Raw genomic sequence first — 23,943 nt, forward strand, 5'->3', positions numbered from 1 at the left:
GTTGTGGTATCGTGCGGGGGCGCGCGAGGCGCCATCACCAAAAAACAGAGGTCGTTTTGACTACTTCCAGCAACTCCCACCCCCTTGCTCCCTGGGGCGCGGCCATACTTACTGGCGTCCTGATGTTCCTGGGCTACGCCGGCTTCGACCAATTCTACCTTGAGTGGATCTTTCTCCTCCCACTTCTCTGGGCCGTACGCGACGTGCAACCGCGACGCGCCTTCCTGCTTGGCTGGGTCGCAGGCATCGTGGGACACGGCGGCGGCTTCTACTGGATCATCCAGATGTTCCAGCAGTTCGCCGGTGCACCTTTGGCGGTCGGCGTCGCAGGACTCGTTCTTTTGGCGGCGGCCAACGGGGTCGTGCTGGCGGTCTGGGCCTGGGGGATGAGCCTGCTAACCCGCGGACGGGAGCGCAACCTGGTATGGATCGCCCCGGTACTCTGGACCGCCATCGAGAAGGTCTGGCCCGAGGTGTTCCCCAACTACCTGGGCGCGAGCCAGTACAAGGTCCCGCACCTGACCCAGATTGCCGACTTCACCGGTGTCCTCGGCGTCTCCTTCCTCGTGGTCTACATCAACGCGACGCTTTACCGTATCCTCGCCTGCCGGCTCGAAGGTAAAGAGGTGCCGTGGCGTGCGGCGGCGGTACTCGGGGGGATCCTGATCCTTGTTGTCGGTTACGGCGAGTTCCGAATCCGCGAGGTGGAAGGCAAGGTCGCCGCGGCGCAGCACCTCACCGTCGGGCTCGTGCAGACCAACCGCGGCGCTGCCGACCTCCACCTCTCGGCCGGAGCGATACAGCAGGAGCACCGCGATATGTCGAAGGCGCTGCTCGCGGCAAAGAAGGCCGACCTCGTGGTCTGGCCGGAGGGGGTGCTGAGCTTGGGGCTTTCCTCCCGCGAGGGAACCATCCCGACCTGGGCCCTCGGCGACCTGAACGTACCGCTGCTCTTCGGGGCCTGCCTCCAGTTGAACGGGGAGGGGGAGACACGCTTCTACAACAGCGCCCTTCTCGCCGACGCCTCGGGCAAGATCCTCGGGACCTACGACAAGACCGTACTCGTTCCCTTTGGCGAGTACATACCCTTCGGGGACGCCTTCCCGGTCCTGTACTCCTGGTCCCCGTACAGCAGCAAGTTCTTCTCGGGGAAAAGCGTTGAGCCGCTCAAACTCGGACCGCATCTCTTGTCGGTGAGCATCTGTTACGAGGACATCTTCCCCACCCATATCAGGAAGCTGATGCACGGGGGGCGCGAGGGGCGGACCCCGGCGGTCATGTTCAACCTGACCAACGACTCCTGGTACGGCAACTCCACCGAACCGATGGAGCACCTCGCCCTGGCGAGCTTCCGTTCCATCGAAAACAGACGCTCCCTGGTGCGGGTCACCAACACGGGAATCTCCGCCTTCGTCGACCCGGCCGGGCGCATCACGAGCCGCACCGGCGTCTGGACCAGGGAGGTGCTTGTGGACCGGGTGCCGCTTCTGGAGGGGAAAACAGTCTACGGCGCTATCGGCGACTGGATCGGCTGGCTCTGCGCAGTCATCTCGCTCGTTGCCGTAGTCTTCGTGACTGTATCAAACAGGCGCGGTTTGACTGGGAAAAAGAATGCTTTATAGTCTGACAGGGGAAAAGCGGGTCTCACAGCCTCCCAGCTAGAGCAGGTTCAACGAGGCGGAAGCTATCATGGCGAATTCGAGCGGAAGATCGGTTAGGAAGAACGCGGAGCAGCTCAAGGGAAACACCTCGCCACTGGGCGCGACTGTCACCCCCGGAGGGGTGAACTTCAGCGTCTTTGCCAGGGACTGCAGCGGCGTCGAACTGCTCCTCTTCGATCGCGTCGACGACCCAGTCCCTTCCCGTGTCATCACTCTCGATCCAAAGCGCAACCGCACCTACCACTACTGGCACGTCTTCGTCCCGGGCATCGGCGCGGGGCAGCTCTACGGTTACCGCGTCGCCGGTCCCTTCGAACCACAGCGCGGACGCCGCTTCGATCCCGGCAAGGTCCTCATCGACCCTTACGGCCGCGCCGTTGCCGTCCCGGACGGCTACTGCCGGGGGGACGCGTGCATCCCCGGCGACAACGCGGCGAGCGCCATGAAGAGCGTGGTGGCCGACCCCCGCGGCTACAACTGGGAGGGGGACCTGCCGCTCAAGCGCCCCTATTCCAGCACCGTCATCTACGAGATGCACGTGGCAGGGTTCACCAGGCACCCATCCTCGGGAGTCTCAGACGATAAGCGCGGCACCTACGCGGGGCTCATCGAGAAGATCCCCTACCTGAAGGAGCTGGGCATCACCGCGGTGGAGCTGCTCCCGGTGTTCCAGTTCGACCCGCTAGACGCTCCCCTTGGGCTTCGCAACTACTGGGGCTACAGCCCGGTCTCCTTCTTTGCGCCCCACGCCGCCTACAGCTCAAAGCAGGGACCGCTCGGTCCTCTGGACGAGTTCCGGGACATGGTGAAGGCGCTGCACAAGGCGGGGATCGAGGTGATCCTCGACGTGGTCTACAACCACACCTCCGAAGGGGACCACAACGGCCCCACCTTCTGCTTCCGCGGCTTTGCCAACGACGTCTACTACTCCCTCGCCCCCGACGGCAGCTACCTGAACCACACCGGCTGCGGCAACACACTGAACGCGAACCACCACGTGGTGCGCCGGCTCATCATCGACTCCCTGCATTACTGGGTGAAAGAGATGCACGTCGACGGCTTCCGTTTCGACCTCGCCTCCATCCTCTCCCGCGACGGCCAGGGACGTCCGCTGAAGGATCCCCCCATCCTCTGGGACATCGAGTCCGATCCGGCGCTAGCCGGCATAAAGCTCATCGCCGAGGCGTGGGACGCGGGTGGGCTCTACCAAGTGGGGAGCTTCATCGGGGACAGCTGGAAGGAGTGGAACGGCGAGTTCCGCGATGACGTGCGCCGCTTCCTGAAGGGGGACGAGGGGATGGTGTCCCGCTTTGCGGCACGTATCCTGGCGAGTCCGGATATTTATGGGCACCAGGAGCGCGAGCCGGAACAGAGCATCAACTTCGTCACCTGTCATGACGGCTTCACCCTGAACGACCTCGTCTCGTACAACAAAAAGCACAACGAGGCGAACGGGGAAGGGAACCGTGACGGCTCCGACGCGAACGAAAGCTGGAACTGCGGGATGGAGGGGCCGACGGACAATCCGGCCATCGAGGCGCTGCGTAAGCGCCAGGTGAAGAACTTCGTCGCGGTCACCCTGCTCGCCCTCGGAACGCCGATGATCCTGATGGGTGACGAGGCGCGGCGCACCCAGCTTGGAAACAACAACGCCTACTGCCAGGACAACGAAATCGGCTGGTTCGACTGGAACAAGGTCGAGGAGCATGCCGACATCCATCGCTTCACTAAGGAACTGATCCGGGCGCGCCTCAGGCAGAGCGAGGCGTCGGCGGATGTCCTGTCGCTCAGCCAGTTGCTGGGGCAAGCGCGCCTTGAGTGGCACGGCGTCCGCTTAGGGACGCCGGACTGGAGCCACGAGTCGCACAGCATCGCCCTCACCGTCCGCAGCAACACGAAGAGCCTCGTGTTCCATTACATGGTGAACGCCTACTGGGAGCCGCTCTCATTCATGCTCCCCTCGCCCAGGAAGCTTCCAGGAGGGAGATGGCACCGCTGGATCGACACCTCGCTCGATTCCCCCGACGACATCGCCCCGTGGGAAGAGTTGCCGCTCGTCGAGGGGGAGAGTTACCGTCTTCCACCCCGCAGCCTCGTCGTGGTCGTGGCTAAGAACCGCACGGCGAGCCGGACAAGGAGCTGAACATGTCATCGGTATTCGGAACGATCTTCAAGGTTTCCACCTTCGGCGAGAGCCACTGCAAGGCGGTCGGCGCCGTCATCGACGGGGCACCGGCCGGAATGCGACTGTCCGAGGCGGATATCCAGCCGCAACTCGACCGCCGCCGTCCCGGGCAGAGCGAGCTCAGTACCCCCCGAGAGGAGGAGGACATCGTCACCATCCTCTCCGGCGTCGAGCTCGGCGTCACCCTCGGAACCCCCATAGGACTCATGGTGCATAACCGCGACCAGCGCCCGGGGGACTACGAGGAGATGGCGGAGGTGCCGCGCCCCTCCCATGCCGACTACACCTACCAGATGAAGTACGGCGTGCGTGCCTCGAGCGGCGGCGGACGCTCCTCCGCACGGGAAACCATCGGCCGGGTCGCGGCGGGTGCCATCGCCGAGAAGTACCTCTTCGAACGTTACGGGATCGAGATCGTCGCCTGGGTGGACGCCGTCGGGGCGATCGATGCCGGGCCGGTCGACTTGGTCTCGATCACCCGCAAAGAGGTGGACGCACACCCGGTGCGCTGCGGCAACCCCGCCATGGCGCAGGCGATGGCCGACCTGATCGCCCAGGTGCGCGACAAAAACGACTCGGTCGGGGGAATGGTCTCCTGCGTCTGCCGCAACATCCCCGCCGGGCTCGGCGAGCCGGTGTTCGACAAGCTGGACGCCCTTTTGGCCCACGCCATGCTCTCCATCCCCGCATCCAAGGGGTTCGAGATCGGCTCGGGCTTCAGCGGCAGCCGCATGCTGGGGAGCGCCCACAACGATCCATTCGTCAGCAAGGGGGGGAGGCTCGGGACCTCGAGCAACTACTCTGGCGGCGTGCAGGGAGGGATTTCCAACGGGGAGCCGGTCTACTTCCGGGTGGGCTTCAAGCCGCCGGCGACGGTGGCGCTGCCGCAGAAGACGGCGCGCTTCGACGGCAGTGAGGCCGTCCTCGAGGCGAAGGGGCGCCACGACCCGTGCATCGTGCCGCGCGCCGTCCCCGTCGTCGAGGCAATGGCCGCCCTGGTGCTCCTGGACCTCGTGCTCAGGCAGGAATACCGGAAGCTGTAAAGGCTAACGGGTGCAGGCCTGTCCGAGGACGAGCCCCATCCTGGTATCGGGGGGGAGGTACTCCCATTGGGTGACGGCGGAGAGGTCGGTGCTTCTCAGCGTGCCGCCCTTCTTGTCGAGATGGGTCGCAGCGAGGAGATGCCCCTCCCGCTCCGTGCAGTTGACCTCGTAGCTGTAGAGGGTCTCGTACAGCGGCGTGGAGTCCGGCAGTTCGGTGAGGACCTTGAGGGCGTCCTTTCTTCCTTGGTCACTGTACACCACCCGCGTCCTCACCTGGATGACCCCTTCCCGCAGCGGGGTCACGCCGCTTCGGTCGAAGAAGAAGCTCGAGTCCTCGTTTTCGTCCAGCTTGAACCAGTCAGGCGACGCCGCAAAGGCCGACGCAGCCAGCATCCCCACCGCAACCATGCTCAGCAGAAAAAGTTTTACCCGCATCTCTCACCCCCTTGCATCCAATTCCTCAGCCCGCGAACGTATCTTCTGCATCTCCGTCTCCAGGTCGGTGATGATCTCCTCTTCCTCCCGCACCAGCCCGTGAACCTTGAGGGACTTGCGCAAGAGATCCAGGTCGTACTCAAGGTAGAGCGGCACCACCGGGCTCTGTCGAGCCGATTTCAGGATCTTGCGGACGATGAACCCGGTGAACTGCGGGTGTTCCAGCAGTTCATGGCGCATCTCCCCGTCGTAGGGGCGCAAAATCACCCGCTCCCGCACCGGATCGCCGTGCACCGTCATCTCGGATATGAAGGTATCCGGTGCTTCCTCGGAGAGCCGGACGTCGGCGATCCCCAGTGCGTAGCGCTCCGGGTGGTGCAACCGGTCGACCAGCATGTCCCACAGCGTCTTGTGCTCGCAATGAACCACCACCTGAAGGGTGCGGATGAGCATGGGAACCTCCTTGTGCGTGTCGTGCCTGCGGGGTCGTTTTGAACTAGCCAATTATAAAACGCCCTCTCATGCGGTCAAGCCGAAGGCGGTGTTGAAACCATGCGGCAAGAAAGGGGGGCGCCCAAAATTGACAGCCGCTCCGGTGTGGTTACAATGGGCGTGCCCCTGCCGGGCGCTGGAAATAAAACAGCGAGATCGCAAGGAGGTCTGTCATGGCAACGGGAAATGCCGGCTCGATGACGCAGCGACATCCGGTCATCATCGCGATGGCCGCCGGCTTGATCGCCGGTGCGGCGGCGAGCGCCTCGGACAGGCTCCTGGACCGGCTGGTGAGCGAGAGGCAGAAAAGGCGCGACCGGCTTGTGCGCGAGGCACCGGCGCACCAGGCGGCCGGGCCGCACTTCGCCGCGAAGATTGCGGGTCGCAAGCTGAACAGGAAGGAGAAGGAGTGCGCCAGGGCAGCCTTCGGTGTGCTCTACGGGCTGGGGTGGGGAGCGATCCATGGCGGGCTGCGGAGGAGGTTCCCGGTGCTTTCCCGCTGGGGCGGTCTCCCCTTCGCGCTCCCCTTCTTCTTCGCCTGCGACGGCGTGATTGCGCCGGCGCTCGGCGTGTCGCCGGGGCTGAACCGCGTTCCGTGGCAGCCCAGCGTGAAGGAAATGGGAAATCACATCGCATGGACGTTGGTCGCTGAACTGGTGCATCGTGTGGTGGGCAAAGAGCGTTGAAAGAGGTTGCGGAGGAGGGGCGTGTATGGCAAGGACCGTTGATCCGATGAGACGGGAGCTTCCCAGATGGCTGAACGCGGTGCTGATCGTCGGCACCGTGGCAACCGTCGCCGTCATGGAGCTCAGGCGTCCGCTCAGGAAGGAGCGGGAAGGCAAACTGAGGAGAAACGGGCGCAACGCCGCCTTCGCCCTCATCGCGGCGGCCACGGTCGCCCTCGCCGAGAAGCCGGCGGTGGTTCCCCTCGCACACCATGTGCAGAAAAAGGGCTTGGGCGCGGTCAAGCTTCTCGGTCTCCCCCCATGGGCCGAGGTGGCGCTGTCGGTGCTCCTGCTCGACTACATGCTGTTCATCTGGCATGTGCTGACCCACAAGATCCCGCTCCTTTGGCGCTTCCACAAGCCGCACCACGTCGATCTCGATCTTGACGCGAGCACGGCGCTTCGCTTCCACTTCGGCGAGCTGCTCCTGTCCGTACCGTGGCGGGCGGCCCAGGTCCGCCTGATCGGCGTCTCCCCCTTCGCCCTTGCCATGTGGCAGACCCTTACCCTCATGGCGATTCTGTTCCATCACTCGAACGTGAGACTCCCGCACCGGGTCGAGCGGCGCCTGTGCCACTTGATCGTTACCCCGAGGATGCACGGCATCCACCATTCCGTCGTGAGGGGGGAGACCGACTCCAACTGGAGCACCATCTTTTCCTGGCCGGATCACCTGCATCGCACGCTGAAGCTGAACGTCCTTCAGGACTCGGTGACCATCGGCGTTGCCGGCTTCCAGGACCCGGCACAGCTCACCCTCGGGAAGACCCTTGGCATGCCCTTTGTCAGACAGGTGGAGGTGGAGGGACCGAAAAGGGAGGTGCTGCCGGTACCGCCGACGGTGCTGGCAGTCTAGGAGGCTGCTGGATCCGGAAACGCAAAGAGACCCGTCGGGTACCCGGCGGGTCTCTTTTTTGCGGCACGAGGACGCATCCGATCAGGCAAGCGGTCCTCGCGGCGGGTCCTTCGGACGGGTGTGCACCACGCCGGTCAGGATGCCGATGCCAAGGAGTATGATGCAGACGATGGCGATCTTGAAGACGGCGATGCCGGCGGTCACCAGGGCCCAGGCGACCCCGGAAATGATGAGGATGAAGCCGATGATGTAGAGCGCAAATGACATGGCTACCTCCGTGGACAATCGTGTTGGAAATTTCCAATCTTGCGACAGCTCAATGCTAGCGGGAGGGCTTCCGTTGTCAATGCGCGGGAGGAAGTCAGGAAGAGGGCGGCGGGGGGTACGCGGGGGCTATGCGGGGGAAGTTTCCTTGTAGAGCGCCCCGGCTGTTTCCAGGTGGGTCAGGTACAGCCTGGTGTCGAACTCGAGCTGGTGGTAGTCGGGTTCCATGTACTCGCAGAGCTGGTAGAAGGCCTTGTTGTGCTCCTTCTCCTTCAGGTGGGCGAGCTCGTGCACGACGATCATCCTCAGGAACTCAACCGGGGCGACCCGGAACATGCTCGCCACCCTGATCTCGTTTTTCGCCGTGAGCTTCGCGCCCTGCACCCGTGAAACGAAGCTGTGGAGCCCGAGGGCGTGGTTGATCACGCTGATCTTCGGGTCATAGACGACCTTGCTGAGCGGCTGCGACTTGCGAAGGTACTCGTTCTTGATGCCCATGGTGAAGTCGTAGAGCGACCGGTCCGTGGTGAAGCCGTGCGGGGCGGGGTACTTGGAAAGGAGCACGCCGCCGAGTTCGTTCGCATCGAGGAGCCGCTGCACCTTTGAGGTCACCTGCTCGGAATAGCCCGCTAGATATTTGAGTCCACGCATCACTTCTTCCCTTTCACATTTACCTATCGCTTGCCCGACGGCGAAGGTAGCACATCGTCATGCCGAGTGCAAACGTCCCGGCGTGCGAGTCCCGCCGGGTGCGTCAAAATTTTTGGATAATCGCATGCAGTTGTCAACCTGTGCAGGTTGTCAGGTTGACGTGTTCCGGCCGCTGTGCTAATAACAGAGGCTCGACTCTGACCCTGAGTGGAAAGGAGAGGCCGTGCCGACATTCGCAGAAGAACTGGAAAAATTGCGTGAAGAGGGGCTGTACCGCAGCATGAGGGTGATCAGCGGCGCGCAGGGAAGCCACGTGGAGCTGGAAGGGAGGCGGGTGCTCATGCTCTGCTCCAACAACTACCTGGGGCTTGCCGACCACCCGGCGCTGCGCAGAGCGGCGGTGATGGGGGTGGCGTTCGGGGTAGGCAGCGGCGCATCGCGCCTGGTCTCCGGCACCATGGAGCTGCACGCGCGTCTCGAGGAGCGGATCGCCCGGTTCAAAGGGACTGAGCGGGCTCTCGTCTTCAACTCCGGTTATGCGGCCAACACCGGTATCATCTCGGCCCTGGTCGGCCGCGGCGACGCCATCTTCTCCGACAAACTGAACCACGCGAGCATCGTGGACGGCGCACTCCTTTCCCGTGCCAACTTCCATCGCTTCGGTCACCGCGACGTCGCCGCTCTGGAGCGGCTGCTTAAGGAGAAGGGAGGAAGCGGCCGGCGCCTCATCGTGACCGACGGCGTCTTCAGCATGGACGGCGATATCGCTCCGCTCAGGGAGATGGCACGGCTCGCCAAGCGCTACGACGCGCTCCTCATGGTCGACGACGCCCACGGCACCGGCGTCCTTGGCGCCACCGGTCGCGGCACCGCCGAACTCTTGGGCGTTATGGACGATGTCGACATCCACATGGGGACGCTGGGAAAGGGGCTGGGGAGCTTCGGCGCCTATGCCGCGGCGTCGGGAACGATCTGCGACTACCTCGTCAACAAGGCGAGGAGCTTCATCTTCTCCACCTCGATGCCCCCAGCGGTGCTCGCCCCGTCCATCGCGGCGCTCGACCTGGTCGACTCCGCGGAAGGTAAGAGGCTGCGAGACCGGCTGGCGGCAAACGTCGCCCTGTTCAAGGAGCGGCTGACGGGAGCCGGCTTCGACACCATGGGGAGCGAGACCCAGATCGTCCCGATCTTCGTCGGTCCGGCCGAAACCACCATGCGCTTCAGCCAGGAACTCCTCGAGGAGGGGATCTTCCTGCAGGGGATCCGCCCCCCGACCGTTCCGGCAGGAAGCTGTCGCCTGCGCTGCACGATCATGGCAACCCATGAGGCCGCGGATCTCGAGGCTGCCGCCGACACCATAGCCCGCGTGGGCAAGAAGTTGAGCGTGATTTAAATCAGAAAAGCTCGAGCACAGAGGTCACAGAGGAAGAGCCAGAGCGGAGCACAGAGGAGAGCTCATTCTTTGCAGTAACCAAAGCATGCTTTTCTCCGTGTCCTCTGTGGACCTCGGTGTCCTCTGTGTTGAGCTTTAGAGGTTTTTGTGATGATGCATTTTCAGGAAATAGGTACCGGAAGACCGGTGGTATTTGTGCACGGCTGGGCCATGTCCGGAAAGGCCTGGAGTTTTCAGCGTGAGCTTGCCGACGCGGGGCGCCTCATCTTCGTGGACCTGCGCGGGCACGGCCAGTCGGCTCCGGCCGACTCTTACACCCTGGACGACTACGCCTCCGATCTCGTCTCCTTTTTCGAGGGGCACGCGCTCACAGATGCGGTCCTCGTCGGCTGGTCCATGGGGACGCAGGTGGCGCTGCATGCCTTCCCCGCGCTCAGGGAACGCCTTGCCGGGATGGTGCTGGTCGGCGGTAACCCGAGGTACGCAAGTACCGATGACTACCCGCACGGCAAGCCCCCGGTTGAGGTGAAGGGGATGGGGCTCAGGCTGCGGCGCGATCGCCAGAAGACCATGGGGGACTTCTTCAAGGGGATGTTCGCCGAGGGGGAGCTGGACCACGCGCTGTACCAACGCATCGTCCACGAGATCGTTATGGGGGGACGTGCGCCGGACCCCGAGGCGGCGCTACGTTCGTTGGACATCCTGTCGAGCGCAGACCTGCGGGAACAACTTCCCGAGGTGGACCGCCCCGTCCTCCTCGTGCACGGCGAACTCGACACCGTTTGTCCCGCCTCGGCATCGAGCTACATGGGGGAGCGGCTCCCGTCGGCGCGGGTGGAGATCTACCCGGGGTGCGGCCACGCCCCCTTTATGAGCAGGCCGGAGCGCTTCAATGAGCAGCTCAGGGAGTTCATCGCGGGGCTGTAGTTAGTTCGATTTATTCGGAAAGGTGTTTATGGCGGCAGAGATAGATAGAGAGAGGGTGCGGGATTCGTTTCACCGGCAGGCCGCCGATTACGACAGTCACGCCGTGGTGCAGGGGCGTGTGATCGAGAAGGTCGTGGGGCTTTTGCAGGCGGAGCGGGTTGCGCCGGTGCGGCTTTTGGATATCGGCGCCGGGACCGGGCGGCTGCTTGCGCGGCTGACCGAGCTCTACCCGGAGATGGACGCGGTTGGGGTCGATCTTGCGCCCGGGATGTGTGCCACGGCGGCGAGTAATCTCGCCGGGCGGCGGGTGCAGGTGATGCCCGCCGACGCCGAGGCGCTTCCCTTTGAGGCTGAGTCCTTCGACGTCGTCGTTTCCACCTCGACGTACCAGTGGCTTCCCTGTCTCGACCGGGCCTTCGCCGAGGCGCGCCGCGTGCTGGCGCCCGGAGGTGTCTTCTGTTTCGCACTCTTCGGCGAGAGGACCCTTTTCGAGCTGCGCGACTCCTACCGGAGCGTGCTGCAGGGGGCGTCAGACCGCACGCACAGTTTCTTTTCCTGCACGGAGGTGCTGGAGGCGCTCGAACGCGCCGGGTTCAGCGGCGCGCGCGTGAGCTCCGAGTTGGAGGTGGAGCTGCATCCCGACGTGCCGGAGCTTCTGCGCTCGCTCAAGAAGATAGGCGCCGGGAGCACCGCGCCGGCAAGCGGGAAGGGGCTTGCCGAACGGCGGGTCATGCTGGACATGATGCGGAGCTACCGCGAGCACTTCGGCGGCGAAGAGGGAATACCCGCCACCTACGACGTGGTGTACGGCGTGGTGCGCAAGAGCGGGTAGCCGCGGCTAGCTCGGCGGTTCGGACCAGTCGGACCAGTCAGACAGGTCAGACAGGTCAGACAAAAAAAGAGAGGGGCGGCCAATCATGGCCGCCCCTCTTTGCTTTGCACCGGCTCTTCCCGCTTTACGCCCTGGTGAGCTGGCGGTACCTGATGCGGTGCGGCTGGTCGGCCGCGGTTCCCAGGCGGGCATGGCGGTCTTCCTCGTACTCGGAGTAGTTCCCCTCGAACCAAACCACTTTGCTGTCACCCTCGAAGGCGAGGATGTGGGTGGCGATCCTGTCCAGGAACCAGCGGTCGTGGGAGATCACCACGGCGCAACCGGCGAAGTTCTCGAGCGCTTCCTCGAGCGCACGCATCGTGTTCACGTCCAGGTCGTTGGTCGGTTCGTCCAGAAGGATGACGTTGCCGCCGTCTTTGAGCGTCTTCGCCAGGTGCACGCGGTTTCTTTCCCCGCCGGAAAGCATCCCCACCTTCTTCTGCTGGTCGGCGCCGGAGAAGTTGAAGCGGGCCACGTAGGCGCGGGAGTTCACCAACTGCTTGCCGAGCTGCAACTGCTCCTGCCCCTCGGAGATCACCTCCCAGATGGTCTTGTCCGGATCGAGCGCGTCCCTGCTCTGGTCCACGTAGGCGAGCTTCACCGTCTCACCGGTCTTGAAGCTGCCGGAGTCCGGCTTCTCCTCCCCGGTGATCATCCTGAAGAGGGTGGTCTTACCGGCGCCGTTGGGGCCGATGACGCCGACGATGCCGCCCGGCGGGAGGCGGAACTCCATCCCCTCGATGAGGAGCTTCTCGCCGTATCCCTTGCTGACGTTTTCGGCCTCGACCACCACGCCGCCGAGACGCGGCCCGGGCGGAATGAAGATCTCGAGGTCCTTCGCACGCTGCTCGCTCTCTGTGTTCAGCATGTCCTCGTAGGAGTTGATGCGCGCCTTACCTTTGGCGTGACGTCCCTTCGGGGACATCCTGATCCACTCCAGCTCGCGCTTCAAAGTCTTCTGGCGCTCGCTCTCGCTCTTCTCCTCCTGGGCCAGGCGCTTCTCCTTCTGCTCCAGCCAGGAAGAGTAGTTACCCTGCCACGGGATCCCCTGGCCGCGGTCGAGCTCGAGGATCCACCCCGCCACGTTGTCTAAGAAGTAACGGTCGTGGGTCACCGCGATGACGGTGCCGGCGTAGCGCTGCAGGTGCTGCTCGAGCCAGGCGACGCTTTCGGCGTCCAGGTGGTTGGTCGGTTCGTCCAGCAGCAGGATGTCCGGCTTCTGCAAAAGCAGGCGGCAAAGGGCGACGCGGCGCTTCTCACCGCCGGAGAGGTTCGCCACGTTGGTTTCCGGCGGGGGGCAGCGCAGGGCGTCCATGGCGAGCTCCAGGCGGCTGTCCAGGTCCCAGGCGTCCAGGTGGTCGAGCTTCTCCTGCACCTTCGCCTGACGGTCGCAGAGCTTCTCCATGTCGGCGTCGCTCATCTCCTCGCCGAATTTCATGTTGATCTCGTTGAATTCGTTAACCAGGTCGACGATTTCCTGCACCCCTTCCTCGACGCACTGGCGTACCGTCTTGGTCGGGTCGAGCTGCGGCTCCTGCGCTAAATAGCCTACCGTGTAGCCCGGGGAGAGGATGGTCTTGCCGTTGAACTCCTTGTCCACGCCGGCGAGGATCTTCAAAAGGGAGCTCTTGCCCGAGCCGTTAAGACCGAGCACGCCGATCTTCGCGCCGTAGAAGTAGGAGAGGTAGATGTCCTTCAACACCGGTTTCTTGTCGTAGAACTTGCTTACCCCGATCATGGAGTAGATGACCTTGTTCGGGTCGATCGCCATTTTTATCGTCACCTCCGTATGGATTTGTCAGCATTTGTAGCTTTTGTTAAGCGGCCATTATTACATGCAACGACCGCGGCGTGTCAACCGCGATCGGCCGGGAGTCCGTCCTTGACATTCTAGTTTATGTATAGTTAAATCCGCCGGATTGTACTAACTCTCAAGGGGTCCCCTCATGCAAATCAGCAGGCGTTTCGGGTTCTTTATCTGCGCCGGGCTTCTCTCTGTCGCCATCTACGGCTGCGGCGGCTCATCCACCAAAGACACCATCCCTTCCACGGTCTCCATCTTCTACGAGCACAGCCTCATATTCAGAAACCACACCACCTTCACCATGGGGTACAACGGTTTCGGGCAAATTGGGGACGGTACCCTGGATCGGCGCGAGAGCGCCACGCCGGTGCCGGGGATGACCGGCATGATCAAAGGTGGCGTGGGTGCCGAGCACACCATGGTCATGAACGGTAGCAACGAGATCCATACCTGGGGGTACAACCTCTACGGCCAGTTGGGCAGCTCCACCGTTTCGACGAGCTACCCCGACGCGTACAGCAGTTCCCCGGTGACGGTCACCTTCTCCGACGCGGTGACCGACATCGCCGCGGGCGGGTACCACTCCCTCGCCATCGCCGGAGGGAAGCTTTACGGTTGGGGTTCCAACGGCTATCGTCAGGTCGGCAACGACTCAAGCAGCGAGGCGAAGACCCCGGCCCAGCTCTCCACCGGGCACGACGGGGAGGACCTGACCCAGCTGACTGCCAGCAACGTGATAGCGGGGTGGCTCCACTCCATGGCCCTTTTCTCCAACGGTGACGTGTATGCCTGGGGGAGCAACGCGAAGGGACAGCTCGCCTTCAGCACCTATTCGAGCACCAGTTCGCGCCCCAGAAAGGTGACCATCCCGGAGGCGACCGGCAAGATCGAGCAGATCGCCGCGCTCTCCAGGGGGAGCCTCGCCCTCGAGGTGCAGCGGGACGCTCAGAACAACATCACCAGCCAGACCCTGTGGGGATGGGGCTACAACGACTCCGGTGAGCTCGGCTCGCGGATCCCGCTGCGCGCCTTCAGCGCCGAGCCGGTCACGGTCATCCCGACCATCGCCGTCACGGACGGGCAGACCTTCGTCATAAAGAAGATCGTCACCGGTATCAACCACGTGCTGCTCCTCATGGGGCCGCGTGACACCCTCGTCAACGACGGCTCCTGGTTCGTGCAGGGGCTGGGCCTGAACTTCTACGGCCAGCTCGGTAACAACACGACCACCGACACCAGCAGCCTGGTCGCGGTGTACACCGCTCTCAACCCCGAGTGGAGCGCCGGCGTTTCCGACATCGCCGCGTTCGGCACCGCTTCCTTCGCCCTCGTGAACGGCGTCTGGTACGGCTGGGGCAACAACGATCTCGGACAGCTCGGCAACCCCGTGGTGAAGGATACCGTGGCGTTTTTCGAGAGACCGGTAACGGTGAAGTTCAAGTAGGGGTAATCGCCCGCGCGCGTGGGGTTTTAAGCCTTGACTTGATTGACGCAAATAGTTTAGTTTGACGGATTGTTTCACAGCCCAAAGCGGTAAAGAAAGGTTGCAGATAACATGGAAGAGTTGAGCGAACTGCTGCTGCAGAGAAGACGTAAGGTAGATGCATTGTGGGAGGCGGGGATCAACCCGTACCCGAACGATTACAAGCCTCAGCATACCTCGGCCGACGTGCGCGCCGCCTACGGTGACAAGGAGGTCATCGAGGAGGAGCCGCAGACCTTCGTGGTCGCCGGCCGCATCATCATGCGACGTTCCTTCGGCAAGGCGGCCTTCGTGCAGGTGCAGGACCGCAAGGGACGCATGCAGCTTTACATGAAGAAGGACACCCTGGGCGAGGAGCTCTTCGCCGAGTTCGAGAATTACGACATAGGCGACATCATCGGCGCCACCGGGACCCCGTTCCGCACCAAGACCGGCGAGCTCTCCCTGGCCGTCTCCACGGTGCGTCTGCTCACCAAGTCGCTGCTGCCGCTTCCCGAGAAGTTCCACGGCCTGACCGACGTGGAAACCCGTTACCGCCAGCGCTACGTCGACCTGATCGTCTCCCCCGAGGTGCGTGAGGTGTTTTACAAGCGCTCCCGCATCGTGCATCTCATCCGCGAGTTCATGACGAAGAACGACTTCCTCGAAGTCGAGACCCCGATGATGCAGCCGATCCCCGGCGGCGCCACCGCGAAGCCGTTCGTCACGCACCATAACGCGCTCGACATGGAGCTCTTCCTGCGCATCGCCCCCGAGCTCTACCTGAAGCGCCTGGTGGTCGGCGGCTTCGATCGCGTCTTCGAGATCAACCGCAACTTCAGAAACGAGGGGATCTCGGTGCGTCACAACCCCGAGTTCACCATGATGGAGTTCTACCAGGCCTACGCCACCTTCGAGGACCTGATGAACTTCACCGAAGAACTTTTGTGCCACGTGACCCAGGAACTCCTAGGTACCCTGGACTTCACCTACGGCGGCGAGCCGATCAGCTTCCAGCGCCCCTGGAAGCGCTTCACCGTGAAGGAAGCCATCCTCGAGTACGGCGACATCGACGCGAAGAGCCTCGAGGACCGCGATCTTGCCTACGCCTACGCCCAGAAGATCGGCCTGGAACTCCCCGAGGACGTCGGGTACGGCAAGCTCATCACCGAGATCTTCGAGGAAGTCGCCGAGACCAAGCTGATCCAGCCGACCTTCATCACCAACTACCCGACCGAGGTCTCCCCCCTCTCCAGAAAGAACGACCACGACCCCGACTACGTCGACCGCTTCGAGTTCTTCTGCGCCGGGCGCGAGATGGCCAACGCCTTCTCCGAGCTGAACGACCCGCGCGACCAGAAGGAGCGCTTCCTGGCCCAGGTCGCCGCCAAGGACAAAGGCGACGAGGAGGCGCACTACATGGACGAGGACTACATCCGCGCCCTGGAGTACGGTCTGCCTCCGACCGCGGGGGAGGGGATCGGCATCGACCGCCTGGTCATGCTGCTCACCGATTCCCCGTCGATCCGCGACGTCATCCTCTTCCCGCAACTGCGTAAAGAGGGCAAGTAATGCCCTTCGAGCTCCTCATAGGGCTGCGCTACCTGAAGGCGAAGCGCAAGTCGACCTTCATCTCGCTGATCACCCTGATCTCCGTCGCCGGTGTGGCGCTCGGCGTCATGGCCCTCATCATCGTGCTGGCGGTAATGACCGGCTTCGAGGAGGACTTAAAGGACAAGATCCTCGGGACCAACGCGCACATCGTGGTCTTAAACGGCCTCGGCGCGGTGCAGGACTACCCGCAGGTCGTGAAGAAGCTCGAGGGGATGGACGGCGTGGTCGCCGCCACCCCGTTCATCTACAACCAGGTGATGCTCTCCACCGGCAGGACCGTCTCCGGGGTGGTGCTGCGCGGCATCGAGGTGCAGACCGACGCCAAGGTTACCAACCTGCACAAGTCCATGGTGGAGGGGAGCCTAGACTCGCTCGACTCGGAGGTCGGCAAGACGCCGGGGGTGGTGATCGGCAAGGAGCTCGCCAAGAACCTGGGGCTCATCCTCGGCGACACGGTGGACGTCATCTCTCCGATGGGCAACATCACCCCGCTCGGCATGATGCCCAAGCTGAACCGCTTCCGCATCACCGGCATCTTCAACACCGGCATGTTCGAGTACGACTCGACGCTCGCCTACGTTTCGCTGAAAGAGGCCCAGCAGTTCCTGGGGCTTGGCGACGTGGTGACCGGGATCCAGCTCAAGGTGCGCGACGTGTACAAGACGGGCGAGCTCGCCCAGGCGATCGACAAGGAACTCGGTCCCCCGTACCACGCCCGCGACTGGATGCAGATGAACAAGAACATCCTCTTCGCGCTGAAGACTGAGAAAAGCGTCATGTTCATCATCCTGACCCTGATCGTGCTCGTGGCCGCCTTCGGCATCGCCTCGACGCTCTTCATGGTGGTCATGGAGAAGACGCGCGACATCGCCATCCTTAAGTCGATGGGGGCGACCAGCCGGAGCATCATGCGCATCTTCGTCTTCGAAGGGGTCATCATCGGGGTCTTGGGCACCATCATCGGCGTGCTGGGGGGGCTTTTGGTCGCGCTCAACCTGGAGCCGATCGTCGGCGCGATCCAGAAGGTGACCGGCTTCGAGCTCTTCAGCAAGGACATCTACTACCTGGACCATTTCCCGTCCCAGGTGATCCCGTCCGACGTCGTGCTGATCAGCGTGACCGCCGTGATCATCTCCTTCGCCGCGACGCTCTACCCTTCCTGGGCTGCCTCGCGCATGGCCCCCGCGGAGGCGCTGCGCTATGAGTAACCTCCTCGAGGTAAGGGGACTCTTCAAGTCCTACGGCGGCAACGGCGCCACGGTCGAGGTGCTGAAGGGGATCGACCTCGACGTCGCGGCGGGCGACACCATCGCGCTCGTCGGCCCCTCGGGCGCCGGCAAGAGCACGCTTTTGCACGTGATGGGGACCATCGACCGTCCCACCTCCGGGGAAGTGCTCTTCGAAGGGGAGAGGATCTTCAACCTCTCGGACCAGCCGCTTGCCGCCTTCCGCAACCGCTCCATAGGTTTCGTCTTCCAGTTTCATCACCTCCTGCCGGAGTTCTCGGCGCTGGAGAACGTGATGATGCCGCTTCTCATCGGAGGCGAGAGACGCTCCCGCGCCGAAGGGCGTGCCCTTGAGCTTTTAAAGGGCGTCGGGCTCTCGCACCGGGTGACGCACCGGCCGGGGGAACTCTCCGGGGGGGAACAGCAGCGGGTGGCCATCGCGCGGGCGCTGGTGCGCGAGCCGAAGCTGCTCCTCGCCGACGAGCCGACCGGCAACCTGGACATGAAGACCAGCGAAGAGGTGCACGCGCTTTTGTACGAGATCCAGCGGCAGACAGGCATCGCCCTGGTCATCGTGACGCACAACGAACAGTTGGCCGCGGGGATGGCCCGCACCATCAGGATGGTGGACGGCAAGGTCGTCGAGTCGGCGTAAGGCCCTTTTGGCGACGGCTCTTTTGTAGCCGCATATTTTCTTTTGGCTTTTTCGGGGGGACCCTTTGCTGCGTAAATCGTTATCAGCTCTGCTTGTCGTTCAGCTTTTCGGGGCATCCTACGCCCTGGCCGAACAGCCCGTTGCCGGAAAGGCCGCACCGGACGCCACCTCCACGGGGAAGAGCGCGGCTGAGAAGGCCGCAGCAAAACCCGTCGAGGAGAAACCGGCAAGCGACAAGATAGCCGCGGTCAGGATAAGCGGCAACCACCGCATCGAGAGTGCCGCCGTCATGCAGGCGGTCCGGATCAAGGCAGGCGACGTCCTCGATCCCGAGAAGGTGGATGCCGACATCCGCGCCATCTTCAAGCTAGGGCACTTCACCGACGTGAAGGCGCAGACCGACGTGAAGGACGGGGCGCTCGTCCTCGAATACGTCGTGACCGAGAAGCCGATCGTCCGTGAGATAAAGATCGAGGGGGCCAAGGAGATAAGCGCGGACAAGGTGCGCGAGGCCGTCGAGATCAAGCCGAATTCGGTCTTTTCCGCCAAGGCGCTGCAAAAGAGCGTCAAGAAGGTGAAGAAGCTGTACGCGGACGAGGGTTATTACCTGGCCGAGGTCTCCGGCGACATCAGCGTGCGCTCCGATACCGATATCCACGTCATCTTCCGCATCAAGGAAGGGGACAAGGTCCTGATCCAGAAGATCGAGTTCGACGGCAACCACGCCTTCACCGACAAAAAGCTGAAAAAGTCGATGGAGACCGACGAGAAGTGGTTCCTCTCCTGGCTCACCGGGGCCGGTACTTACAAGGAGGAGGTGCTCAAAAACGACGTCAACCTCCTTACCGAGCTCTACATGAACAACGGCTACGTCAACGTGAAGGTCGGCGAGCCTAAGGTTGAACTCCTGACTGATCGCACCGGCCTCAAGGTCCGCATCGGCATCACCGAGGGGGAGCAGTACCGCCTCGGCAAGCTCGCCTTCAAGGGGGAACTCCTCGAGAACGAGAGCGTGCTCGCCGGAAAGCTCAAGGAGAAGAGCGGCCAGCTCTTCAGCCGCGCCGACCTGCGCACCGACGTCTTCGCCCTCACCGACCTCTACGCCGACAAGGGGTACGCCTTCGCCAACGCGTCGCCGCTCACCAAGCTGAACGCGGATACCCACACCATCGACATCACCTTCGATATGGAGAAGGGGCAGAAGGTGACCATCGACCGGATCAACATCTCCGGCAACACGAAGACGCGCGACAAGGTCGTGCGCCGTGAACTGAGGCTCGACGAGGGAGACCAGTACAGCTCCACGGGGCTCAAGCGCAGCAAGCAGAACCTGATGAACACCGGCTTCTTCGAGGAGGCGAACATCGCCACGGTGAAGGGAAGCGCCCCGGACAAGCTCGACATGAACGTCGAGGTGAAGGAGAAACCGACCGGCACCTTCAGCATCGGCGCAGGCTACAGCTCACTCGACGGCATCATAGGGCAGGGCTCGATCCAGCAGGCGAACTTCCTGGGGCTCGGGCTCAAGATGACCGCGGCCGCCAGCCTCGGCAGCAAGTCGCAGACCTATAACCTGGGTCTCACCGACCCGTACTTCATGGACACCAAGTGGACCGTCGGGGGCGACATCTACCGCACCGACCGTAAGTACCTCGACTATACCCGCAGGGCGACCGGCGGTGACATCAAGGCGGGATACTCCCTCTCCGATACGCTCGGGACCTTCTGGCTTTACAAGTACGAGCAGAAGGAGATCTACGACGAGTCCGAGGACCTCCTGCAGAACATCCACAACGGGTCGGTGATCGCACCCGAGGCCACTTCCACGACGAGCGCCATCGTCGCGAGCCTCACCAGCAACACCACCGATTACCGTCCCGACCCCACGACCGGCATGATCAACACGCTCTCCATAGAGTTCGCCGGTCTTGGCGGCAGCAACAGGTACATCAAGTACCTGACCGAGCACACCCTGTTCCACCCGGTGCTGTGGGGGGTGGGGTCGCTGCGCGGCACCTTGGGGTACGTGCAGTCCTACGGCGGCAAGGATGTCCCGATCGACGAGAAGTTCTACCTGGGCGGCATCAGCTCGCTGCGCGGCTTCTCCTCGAGAACGGTGAGCCCCTACAAGACGAGCCAGGTACCGAGGATCGGTGTCGGCGGTGCCGACGGCAAAAGCGACAACCGTGTCTACTTAGGTGGCGCGGTCGAGGCGGTGGCCAACGCCGAGTACACCTTCCCTCTGTTGAAGGAGGCGGGGCTCAAGGCGGTACTCTTCTTCGACGCGGGCAACTGTGAAAACAACGTCAAGTCCACCTTCTCCAACGTACTGAGCAGTTACGGCGGCGGCATCAGGTGGTTCTCCCCGATCGGGCCGCTGAGGCTTGAGTACGGCATTCCGATCAACCCGAGGGAAGGGATAGACAGCAAAGGCGGCAAGTTGGAGTTCTCCATAGGGAGCATTTTCTAAAATCGATGCACTGCAAGGAGCAAGTCATGAAACGTTTCATCATCGCATTATCGCTGGTTCTGGCACTTCCGCTGTCCGTGATGGCCGCCGATGGTTCAAAGATCGGTTCGGTCGATGTGCAGAAGGTGCTGCTGACCTCCGACGCAGGGAAGGAAGCGAAGGAGCAACTGGCTCAGAAGGCCAGCAAGTACGAGGCGGAAAAGGCGAGCAAGGAAGGTGAGCTGAAGAAGCTCAAAGGCGAGCTGGAGAGCCAGGGGGCGCTGCTGAACGATTCCGCCCGTGGAGCGAAGGAGCGTGACTACCAGCAGCGCTTGAAAGAGTACCAGCGCTTCCTCAAGGACGCCCAGGACGACCTGCAGGCGAAGAACGACGAGTTCACCGGCAAGATCGTGGATGAGATCGTGAAGGTGGCCCAGGTCTTCGGGAAGAAGAACGGCTTCACCGCCATCTTCGTCAAGAACGAGACCATGATCTTCCTCGACCCCTCCGCCGATGTCACCGAAGCGGTGCTGAAGGCGTTCAACGAGAACAGGAAGAAGTAAACCCCGTTCAGCGTTCAACGTTCAACGTTACGACCACTCCCCCCTCCTGCCCGAGGGGGCAGACCGGGGCCGACACCGTAGTGACTGCGGGCGGAGGTTCCCTGGCTGCTCCTGAAAGGTCGGGGGGGAATTGTCGTTTTTGAGAGGCGACAAGTCGGTGTTACGCGTCCTTAATGGCGCGCACCGTTTACGAACGTTGAACGCAGAACGTTGAACATTTTTTGAGGTTCATATGAAAAAGACGCTTCGAGAAATAGCCGAGTATCTCGGGGGGACGGTTTCGGGCGACGGCGACGTGCTGATCGGCGGACTGGGAACCCTCGACGACGCGGGGGAAGGGCAGCTCACCTTCCTCGCGAACCCGAAGTACGCAAGCAAGGTGGCCACCACGGGCGCCTCGGCGGTGCTCATGGGGACGGGGGGGAACACACACGGCAAAAACGCCATCTTCCACGCGAACCCCTACCTCGCCTTCGCCAAGCTTTTGACCCTGTTCTACACCCAGCCGGCACCCCGCCTGGGCGTGCTCCCGGGCGCCTTCGTAGCGCCGGGTGCGAAGATAGGCCAGGAAGTCACCATCTACCCGGGTGCGACCGTCGGCCCCGGCGTCACCGTCGGCGACCGCGTGACCCTCTACCCCGGCGTGGTACTCTACCCCGGCTCCAGCGTCGGGGACGACGTCACCCTCTACGCCAACGTGAGCGTCCGCGAGCGCTGCCGCATCGGCAACCGCGTCATCATCCACGACGGCACGGTGATCGGCTCGGACGGTTTCGGCTACGCGCCGGACGGCAGCTCCTGGTACAAGATCCCGCAGATCGGCATCGTGGTGGTCGAAGACGACGTGGAGATCGGCTCCAACGCGGTCATCGACCGCGCGGCACTCGAGGTCACCCGCATCAGGCGCGGCACCAAGATCGACAACCTCGTGCAGATCGGCCACAACTGCGTGATCGGCGAGGACTGCATGATCGTCTCGCAGGTAGGTATCTCCGGCAGCACCCAGCTCGGCAACCACGTCATCCTGGGAGGCCAAGTCGGCGTCGCCGGACACATAAAGATCGGCGACAACGTCATGGTGGGAGCCAAGTCCGGCGTGGCGGGGAACCTGGAGCCGAACCAGGTCCTTTCCGGGATACCGGTCATGCCGCACCGCGAGTGGCTCAAATCCTCCAATCTGCTCCCGAAGCTCCCGGAATTCAGGAAGACCCTGAACACCCTCGAGAAGCGCGTGGCCGAGCTGGAGGCGAAGCTCGCCGAAAAAGGGGAATAGCCCCCCGTAACACTGAAATGAATACCTCGGCTCAAGCCCGACGGGCTGTCGGCCGATGCAAGGAGAGGACAGGCAATGCTTGATATCGTCCAGATAATGGAAATTCTGCCGCACCGTTACCCGTTTCTGCTCATCGACAAGGTCACCGACCTGGAGCCCGGGAAGCGGATCGTGGCCATCAAGAACGTGACCATGAACGAGCCCTTCTTCCAGGGGCACTTCCCCGGTTTCCCGGTGATGCCGGGGGTCCTGATCATCGAGGCGATGGCCCAGGCCGCCGCCACCATGGCATACCTCAGCATGGGGGGGGACGCGAAGGACAAGGTGAGCTACTTCATGGCCATCGACAACGCGCGTTTCAGGAAGCCGGTAAAGCCCGGCGACACCCTGAGAATCGAGGTGGAGACCCTCTTCAACAAGCGCGGCATCTGGAGCTGCGCCGCCAAGGCTTACGTCGGCGAGACGCTGATGACCGAAGCGGAACTGAAGGCAACGCTCGCCGACAAGTAGGCACGGAGAACATCTATGATCCACAGCACCGCAATCATCCATCCCGGAGCCAAGATCGCCGAAGGGGTTGAGATCGGCCCGTACGCCGTGATCGGCGAGAACGTGAGCATCGGCAAGGGGACCAAGGTGGGGCCGCACGCCGTCATCGACGGCTGGACCGAGATCGGCGAAAACAACACCATTTTCCATATGGCGTCGGTCGGGGCGATCCCGCAGGACCTCAAGTACCGCGGCGAGAAAACCTGGCTCAGGATCGGCAACGGGAACACCATCCGCGAGTTCGCGAGCCTGCACCTCGGGACCGTGACCGGCGACGGCGAGACCACCGTCGGCGACAACAACCTCTTCATGGCGTACTCCCACGTAGCGCACGACTGCCACATCGGCAACAACGTCATCATGGCGAATTCGGCCACCCTCGCGGGGCACGTCACCGTCGAGGACTACGCGATCCTCGGGGGGCTCTGCGCGGTGCTGCAGTTCATGCGCATCGGCGCCCACGTCATGGTGGGGGGGATGACCTCGGTTCCGCTCGACGTCCCGCCGTACACGATCATCACCGGTGACCGTTCCGAAAGCCGCCTGCGCGGCCTGAACCTGGTAGGGCTTAAGCGGCGCGGTTTCTCCGACGAGACCATCTCCAGCCTGAAGAAGGCCTACAAGCTTCTCTCCATGTCGGGACTGAAGCTTGCCGAGGCGGTCGAGAAGATGAAGACCGAGGTGCCGAAGTGCCCCGAGGTGGACCACTTCATCGAGTTCATCGAGACTGCCAAACGGGGCGTCACAAGGTAAAAAAGGAGGGTCGAGGTCGGGGTGCAGGACGGACTTTCCCCGACCTGTGTCTCGACCTTGATCTCTTTTAGAGGTTCTATTTGCAAGAAAAG

22 protein-coding genes are annotated in these 23,943 nt (G+C 62.9%); 17 read left to right on the forward strand and 5 right to left on the reverse strand.

Annotated elements, in window-relative coordinates; translation table 11 throughout:
* The first annotated feature begins 56 nt into the window (after nucleotides 1-56).
* The 3 genes from lnt to aroC all read left to right on the forward strand — a co-directional run bounded on the left by lnt (nucleotide 57) and on the right by aroC (nucleotide 4,889).
* Nucleotides 57-1,622 (forward strand): apolipoprotein N-acyltransferase, encoded by a 1,566-nt coding sequence (gene lnt, locus E8L22_RS20300; RefSeq protein ID WP_246044874.1) that lies wholly within the window; start codon nucleotides 57-59, stop codon nucleotides 1,620-1,622.
* 67 nt (nucleotides 1,623-1,689) lie between these two features.
* On the forward strand, nucleotides 1,690-3,804 hold the full coding sequence (gene glgX / locus E8L22_RS20305) for a glycogen debranching protein GlgX (protein WP_136526940.1): 2,115 nt from the start codon (nucleotides 1,690-1,692) through the stop codon (nucleotides 3,802-3,804).
* 2 nt (nucleotides 3,805-3,806) lie between these two features.
* Nucleotides 3,807-4,889: a chorismate synthase gene (gene aroC, locus E8L22_RS20310; protein ID WP_136526941.1), complete on the forward strand. Its 1,083-nt coding sequence runs from the start codon at nucleotides 3,807-3,809 to the stop codon at nucleotides 4,887-4,889.
* Between the two features lie 3 nt (nucleotides 4,890-4,892).
* On the opposite strand, the gene E8L22_RS20315 is transcribed toward aroC, so the two are convergent.
* Complete coding sequence (locus E8L22_RS20315) at nucleotides 4,893-5,324, reverse strand: hypothetical protein (RefSeq protein WP_136526942.1); 432 nt, start codon at nucleotides 5,322-5,324, stop codon at nucleotides 4,893-4,895.
* A 3-nt stretch (nucleotides 5,325-5,327) separates the two neighbouring features.
* Nucleotides 5,328-5,777 carry a hypothetical protein gene (locus E8L22_RS20320; protein WP_136526943.1) on the reverse strand — a complete coding sequence of 150 codons (450 nt, stop codon included), beginning with the start codon at nucleotides 5,775-5,777 and terminating at the stop codon, nucleotides 5,328-5,330.
* A 212-nt stretch (nucleotides 5,778-5,989) separates the two neighbouring features.
* On the opposite strand from E8L22_RS20320, the gene E8L22_RS20325 reads away from it, so the two are divergent.
* On the forward strand, nucleotides 5,990-6,502 hold the full coding sequence (locus E8L22_RS20325) for a DUF1440 domain-containing protein (RefSeq protein WP_136526944.1): 513 nt from the start codon (nucleotides 5,990-5,992) through the stop codon (nucleotides 6,500-6,502).
* A 25-nt stretch (nucleotides 6,503-6,527) separates the two neighbouring features.
* Nucleotides 6,528-7,397 (forward strand): sterol desaturase family protein, encoded by an 870-nt coding sequence (locus E8L22_RS20330; RefSeq protein WP_136526945.1) that lies wholly within the window; start codon nucleotides 6,528-6,530, stop codon nucleotides 7,395-7,397.
* A gap of 81 nt (nucleotides 7,398-7,478) precedes the next feature.
* Here the strand turns inward: E8L22_RS20330 and E8L22_RS20335 are convergent, their stop codons facing one another.
* Both E8L22_RS20335 and E8L22_RS20340 read right to left on the reverse strand, forming a co-directional pair.
* Entirely contained in the window at nucleotides 7,479-7,664 is a 186-nt protein-coding gene (locus tag E8L22_RS20335) for a hypothetical protein (RefSeq protein WP_129128442.1), read from the reverse strand.
* Nucleotides 7,665-7,790: 126 nt separating this feature from the next.
* A complete protein-coding gene (locus E8L22_RS20340; RefSeq protein ID WP_136526946.1) occupies nucleotides 7,791-8,312 on the reverse strand; it encodes a M48 metallopeptidase family protein in 522 nt (173 codons plus the stop codon).
* A 223-nt stretch (nucleotides 8,313-8,535) separates the two neighbouring features.
* Between E8L22_RS20340 and bioF the strand changes: the two genes are divergently transcribed.
* From bioF to E8L22_RS20355, 3 genes are all read left to right on the forward strand, one after another.
* Nucleotides 8,536-9,705, forward strand: coding sequence for an 8-amino-7-oxononanoate synthase (gene bioF, locus E8L22_RS20345; protein ID WP_136526947.1), 1,170 nt, complete (start codon nucleotides 8,536-8,538; stop codon nucleotides 9,703-9,705).
* A gap of 186 nt (nucleotides 9,706-9,891) precedes the next feature.
* Entirely contained in the window at nucleotides 9,892-10,632 is a 741-nt protein-coding gene (locus E8L22_RS20350; protein ID WP_342793108.1) for an alpha/beta fold hydrolase, read from the forward strand.
* A gap of 28 nt (nucleotides 10,633-10,660) precedes the next feature.
* Nucleotides 10,661-11,464 (forward strand): methyltransferase domain-containing protein, encoded by an 804-nt coding sequence (locus E8L22_RS20355; RefSeq protein ID WP_136526949.1) that lies wholly within the window; start codon nucleotides 10,661-10,663, stop codon nucleotides 11,462-11,464.
* Nucleotides 11,465-11,588: 124 nt separating this feature from the next.
* Here the strand turns inward: E8L22_RS20355 and ettA are convergent, their stop codons facing one another.
* On the reverse strand, nucleotides 11,589-13,274 hold the full coding sequence (gene ettA / locus E8L22_RS20360) for an energy-dependent translational throttle protein EttA (protein WP_136526950.1): 1,686 nt from the start codon (nucleotides 13,272-13,274) through the stop codon (nucleotides 11,589-11,591).
* Nucleotides 13,275-13,449: 175 nt separating this feature from the next.
* On the opposite strand from ettA, the gene E8L22_RS20365 reads away from it, so the two are divergent.
* The 9 genes from E8L22_RS20365 (at nucleotide 13,450) to lpxA (ending at nucleotide 23,851) form a co-directional block, all read left to right on the forward strand.
* On the forward strand, nucleotides 13,450-14,751 hold the full coding sequence (locus E8L22_RS20365; RefSeq protein ID WP_136526951.1) for an RCC1 domain-containing protein: 1,302 nt from the start codon (nucleotides 13,450-13,452) through the stop codon (nucleotides 14,749-14,751).
* Between the two features lie 111 nt (nucleotides 14,752-14,862).
* The gene (gene lysS, locus E8L22_RS20370) at nucleotides 14,863-16,341 is read left to right on the forward strand and encodes a lysine--tRNA ligase (RefSeq protein ID WP_136526952.1); all 1,479 of its coding nucleotides are present in this window, start codon (nucleotides 14,863-14,865) and stop codon (nucleotides 16,339-16,341) included.
* Nucleotides 16,341-17,591 (forward strand): lipoprotein-releasing ABC transporter permease subunit, encoded by a 1,251-nt coding sequence (locus E8L22_RS20375; protein WP_136526953.1) that lies wholly within the window; start codon nucleotides 16,341-16,343, stop codon nucleotides 17,589-17,591. The genes lysS and E8L22_RS20375 overlap by 1 nt, the downstream gene beginning before the upstream one ends.
* Nucleotides 17,584-18,264 (forward strand): ABC transporter ATP-binding protein, encoded by a 681-nt coding sequence (locus E8L22_RS20380; protein WP_129128433.1) that lies wholly within the window; start codon nucleotides 17,584-17,586, stop codon nucleotides 18,262-18,264. The genes E8L22_RS20375 and E8L22_RS20380 overlap by 8 nt, the downstream gene beginning before the upstream one ends.
* 64 nt (nucleotides 18,265-18,328) lie before the next feature.
* Nucleotides 18,329-20,734, forward strand: coding sequence for an outer membrane protein assembly factor BamA (gene bamA, locus E8L22_RS20385; RefSeq protein ID WP_136526954.1), 2,406 nt, complete (start codon nucleotides 18,329-18,331; stop codon nucleotides 20,732-20,734).
* A gap of 26 nt (nucleotides 20,735-20,760) precedes the next feature.
* Complete coding sequence (locus tag E8L22_RS20390) at nucleotides 20,761-21,276, forward strand: OmpH family outer membrane protein (RefSeq protein ID WP_136526955.1); 516 nt, start codon at nucleotides 20,761-20,763, stop codon at nucleotides 21,274-21,276.
* A gap of 232 nt (nucleotides 21,277-21,508) precedes the next feature.
* Nucleotides 21,509-22,549: a UDP-3-O-(3-hydroxymyristoyl)glucosamine N-acyltransferase gene (lpxD, locus tag E8L22_RS20395; RefSeq protein ID WP_136526956.1), complete on the forward strand. Its 1,041-nt coding sequence runs from the start codon at nucleotides 21,509-21,511 to the stop codon at nucleotides 22,547-22,549.
* Between the two features lie 75 nt (nucleotides 22,550-22,624).
* On the forward strand, nucleotides 22,625-23,059 hold the full coding sequence (fabZ, locus tag E8L22_RS20400) for a 3-hydroxyacyl-ACP dehydratase FabZ (RefSeq protein WP_136526957.1): 435 nt from the start codon (nucleotides 22,625-22,627) through the stop codon (nucleotides 23,057-23,059).
* A 15-nt stretch (nucleotides 23,060-23,074) separates the two neighbouring features.
* Nucleotides 23,075-23,851 carry an acyl-ACP--UDP-N-acetylglucosamine O-acyltransferase gene (gene lpxA / locus E8L22_RS20405; RefSeq protein WP_136526958.1) on the forward strand — a complete coding sequence of 259 codons (777 nt, stop codon included), beginning with the start codon at nucleotides 23,075-23,077 and terminating at the stop codon, nucleotides 23,849-23,851.
* Nucleotides 23,852-23,943 lie beyond the last annotated feature (92 nt).

Source organism: Geomonas ferrireducens (assembly GCF_004917065.1).
Classification (GTDB): Bacteria; Desulfobacterota; Desulfuromonadia; order Geobacterales; family Geobacteraceae; genus Geomonas; species Geomonas ferrireducens.

Bases quoted from the DNA above. Each gene is read 5' to 3' on its own strand.
- E8L22_RS20335 (WP_129128442.1), bottom strand. From the start codon at position 7,664: ATGTCATTTGCGCTCTACATCATCGGCTTCATCCTCATCATTTCCGGG.
- E8L22_RS20365 (WP_136526951.1), top strand. From the start codon at position 13,450: ATGCAAATCAGCAGGCGTTTCGGGTTCTTTATCTGCGCCGGGCTTCTC.
- E8L22_RS20355 (WP_136526949.1), top strand. From the start codon at position 10,661: ATGGCGGCAGAGATAGATAGAGAGAGGGTGCGGGATTCGTTTCACCGG.
- lpxA (WP_136526958.1), top strand. From the start codon at position 23,075: ATGATCCACAGCACCGCAATCATCCATCCCGGAGCCAAGATCGCCGAA.
- E8L22_RS20390 (WP_136526955.1), top strand. From the start codon at position 20,761: ATGAAACGTTTCATCATCGCATTATCGCTGGTTCTGGCACTTCCGCTG.
- E8L22_RS20375 (WP_136526953.1), top strand. From the start codon at position 16,341: ATGCCCTTCGAGCTCCTCATAGGGCTGCGCTACCTGAAGGCGAAGCGC.
- E8L22_RS20315 (WP_136526942.1), bottom strand. From the start codon at position 5,324: ATGCGGGTAAAACTTTTTCTGCTGAGCATGGTTGCGGTGGGGATGCTG.
- ettA (WP_136526950.1), bottom strand. From the start codon at position 13,274: ATGGCGATCGACCCGAACAAGGTCATCTACTCCATGATCGGGGTAAGC.
- E8L22_RS20380 (WP_129128433.1), top strand. From the start codon at position 17,584: ATGAGTAACCTCCTCGAGGTAAGGGGACTCTTCAAGTCCTACGGCGGC.
- E8L22_RS20330 (WP_136526945.1), top strand. From the start codon at position 6,528: ATGGCAAGGACCGTTGATCCGATGAGACGGGAGCTTCCCAGATGGCTG.
- lpxD (WP_136526956.1), top strand. From the start codon at position 21,509: ATGAAAAAGACGCTTCGAGAAATAGCCGAGTATCTCGGGGGGACGGTT.
- fabZ (WP_136526957.1), top strand. From the start codon at position 22,625: ATGCTTGATATCGTCCAGATAATGGAAATTCTGCCGCACCGTTACCCG.
- glgX (WP_136526940.1), top strand. From the start codon at position 1,690: ATGGCGAATTCGAGCGGAAGATCGGTTAGGAAGAACGCGGAGCAGCTC.
- lysS (WP_136526952.1), top strand. From the start codon at position 14,863: ATGGAAGAGTTGAGCGAACTGCTGCTGCAGAGAAGACGTAAGGTAGAT.
- E8L22_RS20320 (WP_136526943.1), bottom strand. From the start codon at position 5,777: ATGCTCATCCGCACCCTTCAGGTGGTGGTTCATTGCGAGCACAAGACG.
- E8L22_RS20340 (WP_136526946.1), bottom strand. From the start codon at position 8,312: ATGCGTGGACTCAAATATCTAGCGGGCTATTCCGAGCAGGTGACCTCA.
- E8L22_RS20325 (WP_136526944.1), top strand. From the start codon at position 5,990: ATGGCAACGGGAAATGCCGGCTCGATGACGCAGCGACATCCGGTCATC.
- aroC (WP_136526941.1), top strand. From the start codon at position 3,807: ATGTCATCGGTATTCGGAACGATCTTCAAGGTTTCCACCTTCGGCGAG.